3 protein-coding genes are annotated in these 1,767 nt (G+C 73.2%); all 3 read right to left on the bottom strand.

Features of this window, described 5'->3' with window-relative positions:
• Positions 1-55: 55 nt before the first annotated feature.
• The 3 genes from trpM to FNH08_RS49660 all read right to left on the bottom strand — a co-directional run bounded on the left by trpM (position 56) and on the right by FNH08_RS49660 (position 1,737).
• Complete coding sequence (gene trpM, locus FNH08_RS54305) at positions 56-310, bottom strand: tryptophan biosynthesis modulator TrpM (protein ID WP_407704608.1); 255 nt, start codon at positions 308-310, stop codon at positions 56-58.
• Positions 311-318: 8 nt separating this feature from the next.
• On the bottom strand, positions 319-1,128 hold the full coding sequence (gene trpC, locus FNH08_RS49665; protein WP_322726665.1) for an indole-3-glycerol phosphate synthase TrpC: 810 nt from the start codon (positions 1,126-1,128) through the stop codon (positions 319-321).
• Positions 1,129-1,275: 147 nt separating this feature from the next.
• Positions 1,276-1,737, bottom strand: a complete 462-nt coding sequence (locus tag FNH08_RS49660; RefSeq protein ID WP_152778570.1) for a DUF2752 domain-containing protein — start codon at positions 1,735-1,737, stop codon at positions 1,276-1,278.
• Between the last annotated feature and the right edge of the window lie 30 nt (positions 1,738-1,767).

Raw genomic sequence — 1,767 nt, 5'->3', positions numbered from 1 at the left:
GCCCCCAGGGAAGGGACGGGAACGGGTAGGGGCGGCGGGGGCGAAAACCCCTGCCTCAGGCCCCGGCCCCGGCCCCGACGCACAGAGCGGAGCACCATCGCATCCCGTTGACCTGACCGGGCTCGTCACCGATGACGTAGCGGACCCTGCGGCCGTGTACGTGCCGCGCGGGCGCCCGGCAGCCGCGCGGCCGACAGCCGCGGGCGAGGCGGGCATAGGGGTCGATCGGCCGCGCGCAGGCCAGGGCGACAGCGCCGGTCGAGCGTGGGCTCGTCCGGTGTCGTCGGGCCGAGGCGCGGCGGACGGTCATGGTGGGCGTCAGCCCCTGCCCTGCCGAAGGGCGGGGTGCGCGCCCGCGGCCACGAGGTCGGACACCGCCGTCTTCGGGTCGCGACCGGTCACCAGGGACTCGCCCACGAGCACGGCGTCGGCGCCGACGTTGGCGTACGCGATGAGGTCGTGCGGGCCACGGACACCGGACTCGGCGATCTTGACGATGCTGTCGGGGATCTCGGGGGCGACCCGCTCGAACGTGGAGCGGTCGACCTCCAGGGTCTTCAGGTTGCGCGCGTTGACGCCGATCACCTTCGCGCCCGCGTCCACCGCCCGCTCGACCTCGTCCTCGTCGTGCACCTCGACGAGCGGCGTGAGCCCGATGGACACGGCACGCTCGATGAGGGACTCCAGGGCGGGCTGGTCGAGGGCCGCGACGATCAGCAGGGCCAGGTCGGCGCCGTACGCCCGTGCCTCCCACAGCTGGTACGAGGTGACGATGAAGTCCTTGCGCAGGACGGGGATGTCGACGCGGGCGCGGACCGCCTCGAGGTCCGCCAGCGAGCCGCCGAAGCGGCGCTGCTCGGTGAGGACCGAGATGACCGCCGCGCCGCCCGCCTCGTAGTCGGCGGCCAGACCCGCCGGGTCGGCGATCGCGGCCAGCGCGCCCTTGGACGGGCTGGAGCGCTTGACCTCGCAGATCACGTTCACGCCGTCACCGCGCAGCGCGGCCACGCCGTCCTTGGCCGCCGGAGCCTTCCCCACGCGCTCCTTGAGCTCGTCGAGGCTGACGCGCGCCTGCCGCTCGGCGAGGTCGGCACGGACTCCGTCGATGATCTCGTCGAGCACACTCACGCGAGCGGCCCCCTTCCTGACGGTGGACGGTTGAAGCGGGTTCGAGCAGTTCAAGCTGTTCGGGGTCACTGCGATGGTATCCGCAGGAGGGCGAAGGCCCCGCATCCGGTCGTCGTCGGTCCCATTACCTGGACATTCGTCATTTGATCAAGGATGCAGCCAGCCGCCGAACGGCAGGTTCCGGACAACGGTGAAGACCAGCGCCAACGCACCCAGCGACCACAGCGCCACCGGCGGCAACTCGATCCGCACCGGCCGCCCGCGCACCGCGCGGACCACCCAGACGGCCCACCCCACCGCGAAGGCCACAAAGCCCAGCACGGCCAGCGCGTTGTCGGTGAGAGCCGCCCCCAGGTCTCCGTGCACGAACGCGTGTGCGGCGCGCAGACCACCGCAGCCCGGGCAGTACAGGCCGGTGAGGCGCAGCAGCGGACAGACCGGGTAGTGCCCGGGCTCGTTGGGGTCCACGGTCCCGACGTACGCGAAGGCCCCGGCCACGGCCGCGAGCACCCCGGCGGGCACCGCCACACGCCCCAGCACGGAGCCCGCGCCCGTACGGGCGGGTTCCGGTGGTGTCACCCTGCGGGTCTCGGTGTTCACACCACGCATTCTGCCCGCTGCGGGCGCCCGGCGTGCGGC

It is taken from the genome of Streptomyces spongiae, from assembly GCF_009377185.1.
GTDB classification, from domain to species: Bacteria; Actinomycetota; Actinomycetes; order Streptomycetales; family Streptomycetaceae; genus Streptomyces; species Streptomyces spongiae.
Note: the sequence above shows the minus strand (reverse complement) of the source record. Positions and strands in the feature narration are given on the sequence as shown.